Origin of the sequence: Paenibacillus thiaminolyticus (genome assembly GCF_003591545.1) — a bacterium.
Taxonomy (GTDB): Bacteria; Bacillota; Bacilli; order Paenibacillales; family Paenibacillaceae; genus Paenibacillus_B; species Paenibacillus_B thiaminolyticus_A.
The window spans coordinates 80,835-95,918 of the sequence record NZ_QYZD01000016.1 but is presented as its reverse complement, the minus strand read 5'-3'; the positions used below and the strand labels follow the sequence as shown (position 1 = coordinate 95,918).

The 15,084-nt window shown below is 48.6% G+C and carries 11 protein-coding genes, 1 pseudogene and 1 riboswitch; of the genes and pseudogenes, 7 read left to right on the top strand and 5 right to left on the bottom strand.

Features of this window, described 5'->3' with window-relative positions:
• The first annotated feature begins 42 nt into the window (after positions 1-42).
• Positions 43-921, top strand: coding sequence for an AraC family transcriptional regulator (locus DQX05_RS17635; protein ID WP_119794833.1), 879 nt, complete (start codon positions 43-45; stop codon positions 919-921).
• Between the two features lie 193 nt (positions 922-1,114).
• Here DQX05_RS17635 and fabG read toward each other — a convergent pair whose 3' ends face one another.
• Positions 1,115-1,894, bottom strand: coding sequence for a 3-oxoacyl-ACP reductase FabG (gene fabG / locus DQX05_RS17630; RefSeq protein WP_119794832.1), 780 nt, complete (start codon positions 1,892-1,894; stop codon positions 1,115-1,117).
• A gap of 563 nt (positions 1,895-2,457) precedes the next feature.
• A riboswitch (cyclic di-GMP riboswitch) is annotated at positions 2,458-2,542 on the top strand.
• Positions 2,543-2,644: 102 nt separating this feature from the next.
• Here fabG and DQX05_RS32870 point away from each other — a divergent pair.
• Together DQX05_RS32870 and DQX05_RS17615 are read left to right on the top strand one after the other, a co-directional pair.
• Positions 2,645-6,763: a glycosyl hydrolase family 18 protein gene (locus DQX05_RS32870; protein WP_220483200.1), complete on the top strand. Its 4,119-nt coding sequence runs from the start codon at positions 2,645-2,647 to the stop codon at positions 6,761-6,763.
• A gap of 221 nt (positions 6,764-6,984) precedes the next feature.
• A complete protein-coding gene (locus DQX05_RS17615; RefSeq protein WP_119794831.1) occupies positions 6,985-7,290 on the top strand; it encodes a DUF5316 domain-containing protein in 306 nt (101 codons plus the stop codon).
• 529 nt (positions 7,291-7,819) lie between these two features.
• Here the strand turns inward: DQX05_RS17615 and abc-f are convergent.
• A complete protein-coding gene (abc-f, locus tag DQX05_RS17605) occupies positions 7,820-9,376 on the bottom strand; it encodes a ribosomal protection-like ABC-F family protein (protein WP_119794829.1) in 1,557 nt (518 codons plus the stop codon).
• Between the two features lie 135 nt (positions 9,377-9,511).
• A pseudogene (locus DQX05_RS17600) lies at positions 9,512-9,664 on the bottom strand (aspartate/glutamate racemase family protein); the annotation flags it as partial.
• A 608-nt stretch (positions 9,665-10,272) separates the two neighbouring features.
• Between DQX05_RS17600 and DQX05_RS17595 the strand changes: the two are divergent.
• Positions 10,273-10,953: a chitinase gene (locus tag DQX05_RS17595; protein WP_259392083.1), complete on the top strand. Its 681-nt coding sequence runs from the start codon at positions 10,273-10,275 to the stop codon at positions 10,951-10,953.
• 189 nt (positions 10,954-11,142) lie between these two features.
• On the opposite strand, the gene DQX05_RS17590 is transcribed toward DQX05_RS17595, so the two are convergent.
• A complete protein-coding gene (locus DQX05_RS17590; RefSeq protein ID WP_119794828.1) occupies positions 11,143-12,489 on the bottom strand; it encodes a 4-hydroxyphenylacetate 3-hydroxylase N-terminal domain-containing protein in 1,347 nt (448 codons plus the stop codon).
• Positions 12,490-12,713: 224 nt separating this feature from the next.
• Between DQX05_RS17590 and DQX05_RS17585 the strand changes: the two genes are divergently transcribed.
• From DQX05_RS17585 to DQX05_RS32235, 3 genes are all read left to right on the top strand, one after another.
• The gene (locus DQX05_RS17585) at positions 12,714-13,655 is read left to right on the top strand and encodes an LCP family glycopolymer transferase (RefSeq protein ID WP_119794827.1); all 942 of its coding nucleotides are present in this window, start codon (positions 12,714-12,716) and stop codon (positions 13,653-13,655) included.
• A 157-nt stretch (positions 13,656-13,812) separates the two neighbouring features.
• Complete coding sequence (locus tag DQX05_RS32245; protein ID WP_259392082.1) at positions 13,813-14,106, top strand: SGNH/GDSL hydrolase N-terminal domain-containing protein; 294 nt, start codon at positions 13,813-13,815, stop codon at positions 14,104-14,106.
• 220 nt (positions 14,107-14,326) lie between these two features.
• Positions 14,327-14,575 carry an SGNH/GDSL hydrolase family protein gene (locus DQX05_RS32235; RefSeq protein WP_259392080.1) on the top strand — a complete coding sequence of 83 codons (249 nt, stop codon included), beginning with the start codon at positions 14,327-14,329 and terminating at the stop codon, positions 14,573-14,575.
• Between the two features lie 97 nt (positions 14,576-14,672).
• Here the strand turns inward: DQX05_RS32235 and DQX05_RS33225 are convergent, their stop codons facing one another.
• Positions 14,673-14,858, bottom strand: coding sequence for a hypothetical protein (locus DQX05_RS33225; protein ID WP_397335638.1), 186 nt, complete (start codon positions 14,856-14,858; stop codon positions 14,673-14,675).
• Positions 14,859-15,084: the final 226 nt, after the last annotated feature.

The window sequence follows — 15,084 nt, the reverse complement described above, 5'->3', positions numbered from 1 at the left end:
TCCTATAGTACAATCTCTACATATTTGCTAGAAGGTGATGGAATGCTTGTACTTGAACTGCAGGTTCCGCCGTTCCCGCTGCTGGCCACGATCGGCCACACCGTATGGCAGCCGGGAGTCGTGCATGCCGAACGTCAATTTGATGTATTTGATATGATTGTGTGCGTTAAGGGCACGTTGTATATGGAGGAACACGGAATTAAATATGATGTAGAGGAAGGCATGGTACTGGTTCTGGAACCTGGAAAGGTACATCGCGGCTACCGTCCGACCGAGACAGAAACCGAGGTATATTGGATTCATTTTCAATATCCGCAGTCCTCACAGCCGATGCTGGCCGAGAAAATCAACTGGCAGCAGCCGTTGCTGAAGCGGACGGATCAGGATACAGAATCCCATCCGGCCATGATCGATATTCCTAAATTTGCTGCCATAGATTTGCGGACGGTCGTGCCTTTAATGACAGAAATGCTTAACTTGCACAGCGTGCTTACACAGTACCGTTCCTTCGAGCTGCATATTTTGTTGGGCCAGCTTCTCATTCAATTGCAAACTGGGATGAGAAAGAGCAGTCCGCAAGCCCGATCCTATTTTCTTGGCGAAAAGGTGGCTGCCTACTTGGCGAACCGCTTGGAGCTTCCCTTCGACTCTGGACAGATGGAGCGCGACTTGCACTATCATTTCGATTATTTGGCGCGATGCTTGAAGCAGTATTCGGGGATGAGCCCGCTGCAATACAGACATCATTTGCAGATTGATCGGGCCAAGCGGCTGCTGACGCATTCGGAGCTGCCCCTCAGCAAACTCGGTGAACAATGCGGGTTCCAGGATCACAATTATTTTACTCGTCTGTTCAAACGCCATACATCGTTCACGCCCGGAGAGTACCGGAAGCAATATCAGGTCTTTCGCGTGGATTAAGCACAGCAAGGCATCCCCGGTAATATAGGGCACTTGGTCCTCCCCAGGCCCCTACTCCCATTCAGCTTAACAAAAAAAGTGGACATAAACCGTTCTTCTAAAACGGTTGTCCACTTATACATAGGTTATATGATGATTACATTAAGCTCGACCAGCAGACGCTCATGATGAACGGTATCCTATGGGAATCGAATCAGGTATGCACCATCGCTTCCAGACTCTCTGGAATAATCTGACCGCCATCAACGATGATGGTCTGGCCCGTAATAAAACCAGCCTCCTTCGAAGCCAAAAAAAGAGCGGCGTAAGCGATATCTTCGGCGCTTCCAAGCCGCTTGAGCGGGATGGACGCCGTCATCGCCTGCAGATAATGATCTCCAAGGCCTTCCAAGCCTTCCGTCATTATGTTGCCGGGCATGACGGCGTTAATTGTAATGTTGTAGCGCGCGAGCTCGAGCGCCGCGCTGCGCATGAATCCAAGCTGAGCGGCTTTGCTTGCGCCGTAATGCGACCATCCGGCATAGCCGGTGGCCGGCCCCGTAATCGAAGAGGTAACAATGATCCGGCCGTATTCCGCTTTCTTCAGAAAAGGCAGGCAGGCTTGAAGGGAAAACAGCGTCCCGCGTGCATTTGTGTTCATCACCTGATCCCAATGCTCGCCGGTCATCTCCTCGATCGTCGCATTCGGAAAAATACCGGCGTTGGCGCACAGCACGTCGATCCCCCCGAAAGTAGCGGCCGCCTCGCTCGCAACGCACTTCATCGACTCCAAATCGGCGACATTTCCTTGGAAGGCATGAGCAATACCTCCGTTATCCCGGATTTCCACCGCGGTTTCCTCCGCTTTCGTCAAGCTGCGTGCGACGACCGCGACTTTCGCCCCTTGTGCAGCGAAGGTTCTCGCAATTCCTTTGCCGATTCCTTTGCTGGCTCCGGTCACGACGACCGTCTTATCCTTCAGTGGCGTCAGCATGTAGCAACACTCCTATCCTATGTAATACAAGTTACAATTTCCCATTGCTTGGATTCCTTATCATCGTACTACAAATCCAAATGTGGAGGCAACATGCTGAACCTCTCTGAATAGGTATAATTCCCCTAAAGGAACTGCATTGTACTACTGGTTTGACTACAATAAGGATAGTTATATTCGGTTATCATTTTGCGAACTCTGGCTAGTTCATCCAAACCAATATACATCTCCCCTCCTCCCTAAGACCTATTGGCCCAATCCTTACCGGACATCTTAAAAATGAAGAAATGCAGAACAAGGAATGCCAAGGGAATGGCGCAGTTACTAGGAAGATGCACAGCATGAAACCACATGAAATAAAAATACGTTCCTTTATCGAATCCGCAATATTAACCTTATATGTTGCAAGGAATAATAAAATCGACCCATGTTCATATATTCACAAATAGGTTACGAGACCCATTAAATAAACGGAAAATTACTGTATATTAAACGGTGCATACATGCATCGTTATACAATACATCGCTGCCATTAAAAGTAAAAGCGTATGCATTTTTGTCCAGGTATTACTAGGCAAACCTAGGGAAATCTAGTGACGCAAAGCTAAAGGGGCTAAAGAATAGATTCTATGCCAGCCAGCTGCCGATTAATAGAATCCAATTCCTGTTAGTCGTATGCGTTATCAATGTAAGCGTTACCCTGCCCTAGCTGCCTATTAATATAATATATTGATAGGAAGTGAATAACGGATGAAGACTAGGAGAAAGCAGAGTGCCCGAAGATTGTTCGCCATGACGGTAATGACCATCATGATGTTCGTGTCTTCATTGGCGCCAGCTTATGCAGGAACGACTGTTCCTGCAGCACAGGAACCTGCGGTCAATAACTCGACACAGGAAATCCGGAATGTCATGTACTATGGCGATTGGTCGATTTGGGGAGGACAAGGGAACTTTTATCCCAAGGATATTCCCGCCGATCAATTAACCCACTTGAACTATGCATTCCTCGATTTTGATGCCCAAGGCAACCTCGTCTTTACGGACAAGGATGCAGCTGTAGGCGCGCCTGTCGGCCAGGATGGCGTACAATGGGATATGGCCAATTCAGGCAGCCTTATCGCCCTGCAGCAGTTGCGGGCAGAAAATCCGAATCTGAAAATCGGCATCTCTCTTGGCGGATGGTCCAAATCAGGTGACTTCTCCGTTGTAACGGCCGATGCTTCGAAGCGGGCGAATCTGGTCCAGAATGTCATGAAGTTCATCAAGTACACGAACATGGACTTCGTTGATGTGGATTGGGAGTTCCCGGCTGAAGTTCGACAGCCTGATCTGGTGGATAATAAAAACGATGAAGGCACGAAATACGCCACGCCGGAGGATAAAAATAATTATATTTTGCTTCTTCAGGACTTCAAAAACGCATTGAATAAACAAGGAGCCGAGCTTGGTAAAGCGTATGAACTGTCTGTTGCCCTGCCCGCTCCCAAACAGAAAATTGATATCGGCATTGATGTGCCAAGACTGTTCAACATTGTAGACTTTGCCAACATCATGACTTATGATATGCGCGGCGCATGGGATGAGGTGAGCGGTCATCATACCGGCTTGTATCCGAATCCAAATGACCCGCTCACCGGCAACAACCTATCCGTTGACGAGAGCGTGAACTATTTGATTCAGCAAGGTGCCGAGCCGAGCAAGATTGTTATCGGGGCGGCCTACTATACTCGCGGCTGGGATAAAGTGTCGCAAGGCACCGATCCGAATCATCCGGGGCTGTTCGGTGAAGCCGCACTATCTGCCAAGGATGCGGATCAGACTCCATCCCGCGGCGCGGTTGGTGAATCCCCTCTCGTCCTTGGGGACGGCGGACGCCGAACAGGGACTTGGTCTTATCGCAATCTCGATAAGTTGAAGGCCACTTACCCGAACCTCAAAGAATATTGGGATGATGCAGCCAAAGCTCCATATATGTATGATGAGACGACCGGCGTATTCTACACGTATGATAATGAAAGATCGATTCAAGAGAAAACGAAATATGTGCTTGAGCGCGGCCTAGGCGGCGTCATTGCTTGGATGGCTTCCAATGATGCCCCTACTACCGACCCTGCCAAGCGTGACAAATTAACAAAGGCGACCAAACAAGGCCTCTTTGGAAGCCAGCCGTTGAAAACACATGAGATCCAATATGCCAAGCTGGACGTGACGGTTGCTATGAAGCCGTATACAGAGCCTTGGGGCAACAATAAAGGGTATGAAATTACCCTCGTTAATAACGAGTCTTTGACCGAATCGAATCAAGTATTGAGAGCCGTGGAAAGAGGAGCAAAAACGGTTAAGCTGCCTAAGCTTTACATCCAAGCCGATGGTCCGTTGACTTCCGGCGATTATTTGGCGGGAACCGTAACCAATGAGAACGGTTATACCGTCGTCGATTTGAAATCGGTTTATGACGCCAAAACGATTGAACCGGGCAGATCCTATACGTTCAAACTCAAGGGAGATGCCGAGATTACAAGCATGGAGCTTGTTCAGCGGGTCTCGAATAACAGCCCGGAGATGAACAGACAACTCATTCTGGGTGATGAAGCTCCAAGCAAGAATCAACCGCCTGTATTGCATGGCGTAACGGACCTGACGCTTCAAGTCGGCGATAACTTCGATAAGCTGGCCGGCGTAACCGCTACGGACGCAGAAGACGGAGATCTGACATCCCGTATTACCGTGACGGGAGAAGTCAATACGAATGTGGCCGGCAAGTATGAGCTGGTGTACTCCGTTACGGATTCGCAAGGATTAACGGCAGAGAAAAAACGCAACATTACAGTTATCGAAGCTCCAAGCAACAATCAACCGCCTGTATTGCATGGCGTAACGGACCTGACACTTCAAGTCGGCGACAGCTTCGATAAGCTGGCCGGCGTAACCGCTACAGACGCAGAAGACGGAGATCTAACATCCCGTATTACCGTGACGGGAGAAGTCAATACGAATGTGGCTGGCAAGTATGAGCTGGTGTACTCCGTTGCGGATTCACAAGGATTAACGGCCGAGAAAAAACGCACCATTACAGTTATCGAAGCGACAGCTCCGGGGTATGATTTTGGGGTTGGCCAAGGCATCGAGTGGCCGAAGCAAGTCAATTCTCCCTTCGTCGATATGGTTGCATGGGTTACCAAGCCGGGCTATTCCAACAACGGCGCCCCTAACCTCGCCAGAATTTCCGAGGACACAGGCGTGAAATTCTTCAATCTCGGCTTTATTCAAACCATTTCGCGTCAAATCGTTGACGGCAAAGTGCAATGGGGCTGGGGAGGGTACTCCGTCCTCAATGAAAAGAATGCAGATAACGCCCAATATCAAGGAATCAAGCAGTCTATCCGGGAGATTCGCGAGATGGGCGGAGATGTCACGATCTCGCTGGGCGGTTTGAACGGGGTTACATTCTGGGAAGTCACTCAAGACACAGATACGCTCTTCAATACGTATATGGAGCTGGTTCAAGGCTATGGACTGACCCGCTTAGACCTCGACATTGAGGGCGGTGCTCAGAACAAAGCCCTGAATGCCGCCAACGCGAAAGCGATTAAGAAGCTGCAAGATGCAACGGGAGTCGATATCGTCTTAACACTCCCTGTACTGCCAAGCGGTCTGACTTCTGTTCAATTGGATGTGTTGGAAGCTTACTTGTCTGCCGGCGTGGATGTCAAAGTCGTGAACATCATGACGATGTGCTACGGCAACGGAACGCTCCTGCCTGGCGAGAACTATGGTTCCGCTTCTCTGAGAGCCGTTGATTCGACGAAGAATCAAGTAAAGCAGTACTTCAAGCAATTTGCCAGCATTGATCTGACCGATCAAGAGGCTTATGGAATCATTGGAACGACGCCATCCATCGGTTTTGAAGGCGCGGCTCATCCGGTATTCACGACGGAGTGGTCTCAATGGGTTGTGGACCATGCGATCGAGCAAGGGCTGGCGATGACCTCCTTCTGGTCGATGAACCGGGATGCGATGTTGGAAAATAACAGTGGCGTAACAGCGCAATATCAATTTACCGATATTTTCAAAGCATTCGGAAATGGAAGCACCCCGCCGGTCGCTTCAAAACCCGTGATTCATGGCGCAACGGATAAAACGATTTTCGTTGGCGAGCAGTTCGATCCGAGAGAAGGAGTTACCGCTACGGACAAGAAGGACGGCGACCTGACCGATCGCATCGTGATCGAAGGAACGGTTGACTCCTCTACTCCGGGAACCTATAAGGTGGTATACACCGTAGAGAACAGCCAAGGGCAGCAAGCCGTTGCTGAACGTGCTATCACTGTTGCAGAAAAGATCAATCACAAGCCTGTGATTCATGGCGCAACGGATAAAACAATTCTCGTTGGCGAGCACTTCGATCCGAGAGAAGGGGTTACCGCTTCGGATGAAGAGGACGGCGACCTGACCGATCGCATCGTGATCGAAGGAACGGTTGATTCCTCTACTCCGGGAACCTACAAGCTGGTGTATACCGTAGAAGACAGCCAAGGCCTGCAAGCCTCTGCAGAGCGCAATATTACCGTTATCGATGGACTTGCGGATACGTATGATCCGAAGAAGATCTACTACGAAGGTGATTCTGTCATCTACAAAGGAGAGAAATACACAGCGAAATGGTGGGTACAAGGCCAAGCGCCGGATACCTCCCAAGCATGGCAAAAAGAACTAATTCCAAATGAAGACGGCAGTGTGGATTACGTGCCGGGCAATGTGTATGTAGGAGGCGATTTGGTTCGCTATGAAGGCAAGCTCTATCAAGCCAAGTGGTGGACACAGAGCATTCCGGGAAGCGATGACACCTGGAAGCTTGTAGAATAATAGCAAGTAGAAGCTCTATCTAAGCTGTATCTACCGGGACTAACCCTGCATGGGTTAGTCCCTTCTGCTTGCGGGTATGGATATTCCCTTCATTCTTGCGGAAGGAATCGATTACCCATGCGCAGACACCCCAACGCCGTCATTGAATACAGAGTGCCCCTATTTCATGATCTGAAGGATATGGTAATATAAGTTATAACAGTCATGACAAGGAGGCAATAATGAAAAAAGCGCTCGGGATTGGACTTTTTATACTTAGCGTCATTGCCGCTATGTCCATCGTCGCTTGGGATATTTCCATTGCGATGAAGTTATCCGGGTATGTTGGATTGGCTGCTTTAGTAATAGCCGCTCTTTTTTCTGGTGCCATGATTGACCCTGATTCCAGACGTGTGGACTTGGCGACCGAAGGCAAGGAATCCATGAATCGCAGGTTCCGATTACCCACTTTTTTATTACTGGTCGCTTTACCGAATCTGCTTGCGTGGCTTATCCTCTACTTCGGTTCGAAATGGTTAGGAGATTAAAGTGTCCGCCCCCATAAATCCGTCTTCCCTCCCAGGCGTTAAAAAGTCCAAGGGATTTTTCGGTACTCCATTTGGACTTGTCTCTCCGTAGAAAAAATGGATGTAAAACGCTCTGAACTGCACGATTTCTCCAGACACGTTGATTCGGCAAGCGAAATCCTGCGCAAATACAGCAATTCGATATGGACGACTTTACCAGAAAGGGAATCCTGCAAAACGGCAGCAATTTCACCCGTTTCTCTTCGACTTGGAGCAAAAGGGACTAAAATGATGTAGATGTGCAGCATTTCCTCGGGGTACGGACTCATTGAGCCGAAATTCCTGTAACATAGCAGCAATTCCCTCCACATGTTCAAGCCCCAGGAGACAGAGTGCCCAGTTTCGTTTCAAGATGCTCGTCTCCATATCCTAACCTTACGAAGAACAGAAACAAGGCGGAAGACCTGCTTCCACCCCCTAAAATTTATAAATTCTTTAATCTAAAAAAAGACTCTATCGCACCAATTGCGATAGAGTCGATGCTCCAACATCAAAATACTTTCGTCGTCCAGGACTCACAGTTCCATGTCTCCGTCACGACCTCACGATAAAATTCAGGTTCGTGGGAAATGAGCAGGATGCTGCCCTTGTATGCCTTGAGTGCACGCTTCAGCTCTTCCTTCGCATCGACATCCAGATGGTTCGTCGGCTCATCGAGCACGAGCAGATTGGTCTCGATGTTGACAAGCTTACAGAGGCGAACCTTCGCCTTCTCGCCGCCGCTGAGCACCGCGATCTTGCTCTCGATATGCTTCGTTGTCAGCCCGCACTTCGCGAGTGCCGCACGCACCTCGAATTGGGTGAAGGAAGGGAACTCCTTCCAGATCTCTTCGATGCATGTATTGTAGTTCGCATCTTTGACTTCCTGTTCGAAATAGCCGATATCCAGATTGTCTCCGCGTTCAACAGAACCGGAAATCGCCGGAATCTCGCCGAGAATGCTGCGCAGCAGCGTCGTCTTACCAATTCCGTTCGCACCGACAAGGGCGATTTTCTGACCGCGCTCCATACGGAGGTTCAACGGACGGGACAGCGGCTCATCGTAACCGATGACCAGATCATTGGTCTCGAACACCAGCTTGCTGGATGCCCGGGAATCTTTGAAGTTGAACTGTGGCTTCGGCTTTTCCTTCGCCAGCTCGATAATCTCCATCTTATCCAGCTTCTTCTGCCTCGACATCGCCATATTGCGTGTAGCCACGCTCGCCTTATTGCGTGCGACGAAGTCCTTCAGGTCGGCAATCTCCTGCTGCTGACGCTTATAAGCCGCTTCCAGCTGCTGCTTCTTCATTTCATAGACTTGCTGGAACTTCTCATAGTCACCGACATAGCGCGTTAGCTCCTGGTTTTCCATATGGTAGATCAGGTTAATAACGCTATTCAAGAACGGAATATCATGCGAGATCAGAATAAAAGCATTCTCATAAGCTTGCAGATATCGCTTCAACCATTCGATATGCTGTTCATCCAGATAGTTCGTCGGCTCGTCCAATAACAGGATGTCCGGCTTCTCGAGCAAGAGCTTCGCCAGCAGCACCTTCGTGCGCTGACCGCCGCTCAGATCGTTGACGTCCTTATCCAGACCGATATCATTCAGACCGAGTCCGCGTGCGGTCTCTTCGACCTTGGCATCAATCATATAGAAATCTTGATTCGTCAACGTGTCTTGAATCGTGCCGACTTCCTCAAGGAGCTTCTCCAGCTCTTCTGGCGTGACGTCCCCCATCTTGCCGTACATGTCGTTCATTTCTTGTTCCAGGTCAAATAAATATTGGAAGGCTCCCCTTAATACATCTCGAATCGTTAAGCCCTTGCTAAGAACGGCATGCTGATCGAGATAGCCGACGCGTACGCGCTTGGACCATTCAACCTTGCCTTCATCTGGCTGAAGCTTGCCTGTAATGATATTCATAAATGTGGACTTGCCTTCTCCATTGGCGCCGATAAGTCCAATGTGCTCGCCTTTGAGCAGGCGGAAGGATACATCCTTGAAGATTGCACGGTCTCCAAAGCCGTGGCTTAGTCGCTCTACGTTTAATATGCTCATCCATGACACCTTTTCTTATATACTTTATGCTTGATTTATTATAAACGTTATCGGGTCTAAAAGTAAGCGTAAAATAGCCGCCCGTATGAAGAATGCGCATTCCCTTTCCAGTTATGGCTGTAATGCTATATTAACTTATTCAACAGCGTGTATTACCGTCGTATCAAATAAGGGTACCTCTGAATCACTTGATTTTACCAATAAACCAATTTCAGTACAACCGAGAACGATTCCTTCCGCCCCATCATCAACTAAGCGTCTGATGACTTGTTTATAATATTCTCTTGATATGAGAATCCCGCTTCCTTCCAACTAGATTAGGAATATGATACCATCGTTATTGAAAAGAAAGAAAGCCCCGCTAAGAAGCAGGGCTTTCAGGTCAAAATCATTCTTGATTTTTTTGCCGAATATGATAGTATTTACCTCGAAGATGCCCTCATTCTTAGGTGATTTTGTCCCAGAGAACCACGATTACGCTAAGAATTGGGGTTTTTTCATTTTTTCGATTGAAGCATGAATGAATCAAGTTAGGAGGTAGGGATATGAAGGTGTGAGGTTTGTATTCGCGATGGGCGATTTCCCATTCACTGAAGTCTTGTTGACATGCGCTTTGCATAAAAATGGAGGTCTGCCATGAGAAGTAGTGTTCTAAAACCGATCGGCATGCTTGTCATTATGATAGGAACCGTTCTAATATATCCCTTTACCGCATTCGGAGCTTTATCCACTGCACCTTAAGTTGGAATGCGATTTCCGGCGCTACAGGTTATGATATTTATCGCAACGGCAGCTGGTATCGATGGACCAATGCTGTATCTGCTGCCGATACCGGACTACCAAACGGAACAACGTACACGTATACCGTCGCCGCGCAGAATGATACGACCAATCCGGTGACTACTTCTCCACAGAGCGCCAGCAAGACATGCACCCCAACGGGCGGCAGTACCGGCGGCGGATTCGTCGTTACCGAGGCGCAGTTCAACCAAATGTTCCCTGACCGCAATCCATTCTACACGTACTCCGGTTTCGTATCCGCCCTCTCCGCCTACCCTGCATTTGCCAATACGGGGAGCGACACGATTAAAAAACAAGAAGCAGCCGCTTTTCTCGGAAATGTTGCCCAAGAATCAGGACATTTACGATACATCGTTGAGCTAGATCCCGCAAATTACCCGTTCTATTGCGATAATTCGAGCGTGCTGTACCCATGCGCTCCCGGCAAGCAGTATTACGGCCGAGGTCCGCTTCAATTGAGCTGGAACTTTAATTATGGCGCTGCAGGCGCTGCTCTAGGACTCCCCCTTCTTACCAATCCGGATCTGGTGGCACAGGATTCCGCCGTAGCCTGGAAGACGGCCTTGTGGTTCTGGAACACGCAGAACGGCGCAGGGACGATGACCCCGCATAACGCAATGGTCAATAGCGCAGGCTTCGGCGAGACGATCCGCTCCATCATCGGCGTGAAGGAATGCAATGGGGTCAATCCAGGTGCCGTAACTAATCGAATCAATTTCTACACGATTTTCGCCAATATGCTTGGCGTCCCTACGGGCAGTAATCTCGGTTGCTAGGCTGGATTTCGATGTTAACATAGCTCGTGTCGATCGATTTATATCAGGAACAGGTACAGATGGGAGCTTCCCGAAGCGATAGGCCGCTTGCCTGTTCTTTTTTCACGGTTCAATAAAGTTGCGAAGAGTCACCTGGATTTATGCCCTCCAGATCTCTAAAAAAGGGAGGTCCTATTTTCGAAAAAAAACCTATGACAAAAAGTCCTTGACCCGGTCTTGATATTTCTGCCTGGTGCTTTGATAGTCCGTATACAGCCTTGAGTTCATGGCATCCAGATCGATGCCCTTCATGTAACGGTGCAATTGATCGCTCATGGCTGTAGCAAAATCTTTTTCTTCGGGAATCATAATCAGATTGCTGGCGCCAATTAATTGAATAATTTCTATTATACGCGGATATACCTGTTGGAAATATACATTCGCTGCAAGCAGCGGTTTCCGGGCGGGAAGCATATTGCCCCATCGATCAGAAGAAGCCCCTTTCTCGGCGGCAAGCTGAAATGCCTTGAGCGTTTCTAAGGCTACGATCACCTCTGTCACCTTCTCGATAATATGACCATAACTCTCCAATCCGTACGCGTTAACCATCATGTCAATGGTTCCTAACAAAAACTCCGTTTTGGCAATGTTTTTGAACATGATCTGCGTGCCGGCATAGGTATGAAAATGACTTTCATCCAATAACCGATACGCCATTTTTTCATCCCCGCACACAAAAACGCGGTCCCACGGAACGGCAGCATCATCGAAAATCACAAGCGTATCCATTTCTTCAAACCGGGAACTCAACGGATAATTGTAGGCAGAGTCTCCGCCAACCAAGCTTTCCCGGCAGACAAAACTAACGCCTTTCAGGTTGCTCGGAACAGCAAAGGCGAAGGAGTAAGGACTTACCTCCTCCCCTGATAAAGTGAAAGGCTTGGGGAACACCAAAATTTCATCCGAAGTTGCCCCTTGTGTATCTAACAGAAAGGCCCCGCGAATCACGATCCCGTCTTTATTTTTCTCCATGATTCGTGCGGCCTCCGGCTTTTCGAATGTCCGGAGAAAAGTGGATACTCTTCCCGCCTTCGGCTGGATGAATACGTGAGAAAGCGTAATATCGTTTTCCCGGCAATATTCATAATAATGTTTCAAGTTAGAAGCATACTCGGGATATTTTTCTTCTAGTACTCCCGCCGCAGCGGAGAAAGCCATAATAGCGGTGTTCATGTAATCGGGAGATCGTCCCAGGAAGCCGTGATGAATGCTAGCCCATACCTGCATCATCTGCCTGCGCAGCGCAAGATCCTTCTTTGTTTTCGGTTGCTTGAAGGACAAGCCGACCGGATCGCCCGTCAAGGGCGAAGAATATACCATTGTCGCTTGCGAATCTTCGGCATGCTGCATGTCATACATAGAAGCTTGTGTTGCCATAAGTCCTTTGAAAGCTATATGATTCGACACAGGCTCCTTCACCCGCCCTCCGGCGATCCAAACGTCTGGGGAATTTTTATCTATCCGCTCGATATACTCGCTCCCATTTTTGACCGGCATTCAGATCGCCTCCTCGTCTTTTGTTACTTTATTCGTTCCAGGACAGCTTGGATTGAACGAATGTCCCTCCATTCGTTCGGGCTTTAACCTTTTCATAACCCTTTCTGTTGCACGGTGAAATATGATAAACATCGCATAGAGATCGAAGAAACGCGCCAGAGCGTTGCAAGCTCTCTCGTGGAGGGAGCTCTTTGTGCTTACATTCAGTGATTGTCGGAGGTTTTATGAAAAAACATGTGATCATCAGTTCATCAGTCTTGTTGTCACTCCTCTTGATTGCATTAGGCTACACATTTTATCTGTACCGGTCGATGGAAAAAACGGTGGACAAAATGCAGATTACGTTCGATGAGGCAGAAGACAAGGAGATGCCGAAGCCCGAAGACATTCGGGACTCGCTTACTTTTTTATTGCTCGGTATCGGCGATCGGCCGAAAATCGGCGATGCAGGACGGGCGGACAGCATTATCGTCGTGTCTGTTAATCCGAAGGTCAAAAGTGTATTCATGTTTAATATTCCTCGCGATTCCCGCGTCGAAATTGTCGGCAAAGATAAAATGGACAAAATCAATCATGCCTACGCCTTTGGCGGAACCGAAATGATGAAAAAGACGGTCGAGCGGTTTTTGGATCAACCGATCGATTACGTCTTACAGACGAATATGGAGGGATTGACGCAGCTTGTCGATGTGTTCGGAGGCATCGAAGTGGAGAATGCATTTACCTTCGAGCAGATGGATCAATATGGTAAGAAGAAGCATCACTACGATAAAGGACTTATTCAGTTGGACGGGGAAAGAGCACTGCATTATACCCGCATGCGCAAGTCGGACCCGAAAGGCGATTTGGGGCGGAATGAGCGGCAGCGTCAGGTGTTAACAATATTGCTCAATAAAACGGCATCGTTATCCTCTGTTCTCAAGATGGAAGAAATATTGAACATCATGGGGGAAAATATAAAAACCAATATTTCGTTTGAAGAAATGAAGACCTTTTTTCTCCAATTCAAAAAGGACTGGGACGAATATCAAATCACAACGCAGGAGATCGCCGGCTCCAACCAAATGATTCATGGCATTTATTATTATCATGTATCCGATGAAGAGCGTGAACGCATCTCTGCTATATTGAAAGAACATGCCTCGCTCGATCTTACCCGTATCTGATATACGCCATATAAAAAGCAGCGGCACCAGTGAATCCACCTGCTCCGGGAATATTCTGGTAATATCGAAGAGGCATACCATTTCTATTAAGGAGGCTTATCGTCATGGCTGACCAACCAGATGGGGATGATAGGAAAGTATCCGAGCTTATCCTCATATGCACTTGGAACAAAATGGGTTGGTGGGGCTGCAATGGTTGTCCCCTACTGAAAAGCCGTTTCGGTTAAGCGGCTTCTCTTGGTTCGAGCAGGAACAGTTGTTCCGCAGACTGCCTCTTCGATCACTGCAACCAATCCCTCCCGTTGTCGATGTGATCGCCAACCATACGGCAGGCGGGCAGCTTGCGTTCCAGACCAGCTCCCGTCAATTGGCCATCGCGTACAATTGGCCAATAAGGCCGATTTGTATCATATGCCTGCCACCGGGCAATGCGGGTTTGATCTTTATTTAGGCAAGCCCGGAGAACAAGTTTTTTATAAAACAAGCCTATATGATCCATACCCAGGACCATTGTGACATTGAATTTTCCGCTCTACCAAGGTGTGTAATCGGCGGCGATCGGAGTCAATCCGGATGCGGTAATCGAAGCGCCGCTCCCCTACCGCAATGACAAAAAAGTCATCATCTACGGCACCTCGATCACACAGGGTGCCTGTGCGTCCCGGCCTGGAATGGCCTACACGAATATATTGAGCCGCCGCATTCCTCTGGAATTTATGAATCTCGGATTTTCCGGGAGCGGCTGCGGGGAGCCGGAGATGGCGCATGTGATTACCGAGATCGCCAATCCGTCGATGCTGGTGCTTGATTACGAAGCCAATGCCATTAATCCGGATCTGCTCAAGCAGACATTGCCGGAGTTTATTCGTATTTACCGGGCAGCTCATCCCGTTGTTCCGACCTCGTTATTTCGAAAATAGAGTACCCGAGCGAGTCTTCGTGCCGGAATTGCGGCTGGAGATGGGCCGGATCCAACGGGAAACTGTTGAGCGGCTTCGTCAGCAAGGAGATTCACATCTACATTTTTACGACGGCAGTGGGCTGCTTGGCACCGATGATACCCGCTTTGAATGTACGGTAGATGGCGTTCATCCAACGGATCTCGGCTTTATGCGCATTGCCGGCAAGCTGACGCTGCTCTTCAAGCAGCTGCTGCAGCACGAGCTTGCCTGATCCGGCTACAAAAAAAGAGGGGTGTCCCAAAAGTGAACTGCTCCCTTGATTCTCAAAGCTCGACTTTCCAAAAACTGCAAAACTACACCATTCCTTTTTGACGTGTACTCCGTTACAGCGAATCCCGCAAAACGGCATCAATTTCTTACCATCCAATCGATAAAAGACAAAAATCGATGAACATGATGTACTTTTGCAGGAATTTCATCAAATAGCAGCTTAAAGAGCAGAAATTGATGCATCCACGCAGCATTTC